At 31.4% G+C, this 618-nt stretch carries 1 protein-coding gene; it reads right to left on the bottom strand.

What is annotated here, in order from left to right:
* Window positions 1–80: 80 nt before the first annotated feature.
* Complete coding sequence (locus tag BSAG_RS10825; RefSeq protein ID WP_008771037.1) at window positions 81–554, bottom strand: putative signal transducing protein; 474 nt, start codon at window positions 552–554, stop codon at window positions 81–83.
* Window positions 555–618 lie beyond the last annotated feature (64 nt).

The following is a 618-nucleotide window of genomic DNA, read 5'->3' on the forward strand; positions in this document are numbered from 1 at the left end:
GAGAAGGAAGTGAACTAAACAGGCAGCATTTGAAGTAACATTTCATTTGCTGCCTTTTCATTATCTTCTAATTTAAGGTTTCATGTTCTTTTAAAGTCATTTCCACATTGATTACAATGATATATATCTTCCTTATAACCTTTAAGCCAAATAAACAATAATATTATAGGAATTATGGTTGGTATATATACTATTGTACATTTATTCAATATGGTGAAAATGATACAAAATACAACAATGACAAAGCTTACTAGAACCATCCATTTGGGACCATGCTTGTGTTGAACAATTGTATGTGCAGTATTTTCGCTACCACATTTAGGGCACCATGGAAGATTTGAATCCCTTTCGAGTTTAAGACCATTTATCAAGTCTATAGCTTCTTGGTAATGTTCATCTTCAACGAAGACTGCAATTTGCGGCTGACTTCCACCTGCATATGCACCTATTCCAACTTCTTCTTTTTGAATATAACACAAAATACCTTTAGCTTCAAGATTTGCTTTATATTCATCTGCCAAGATAGAATTTTCACAATGTACTAATAATTTCATAAGCACTAATTATTGATGTTATAAATTTATTGCTGTTTCATTTTCTTATCATCTACAACGTAAG

The organism is Bacteroides sp. D1, assembly GCF_000157095.2.
Classification (GTDB): domain Bacteria; phylum Bacteroidota; class Bacteroidia; order Bacteroidales; family Bacteroidaceae; genus Bacteroides; species Bacteroides xylanisolvens.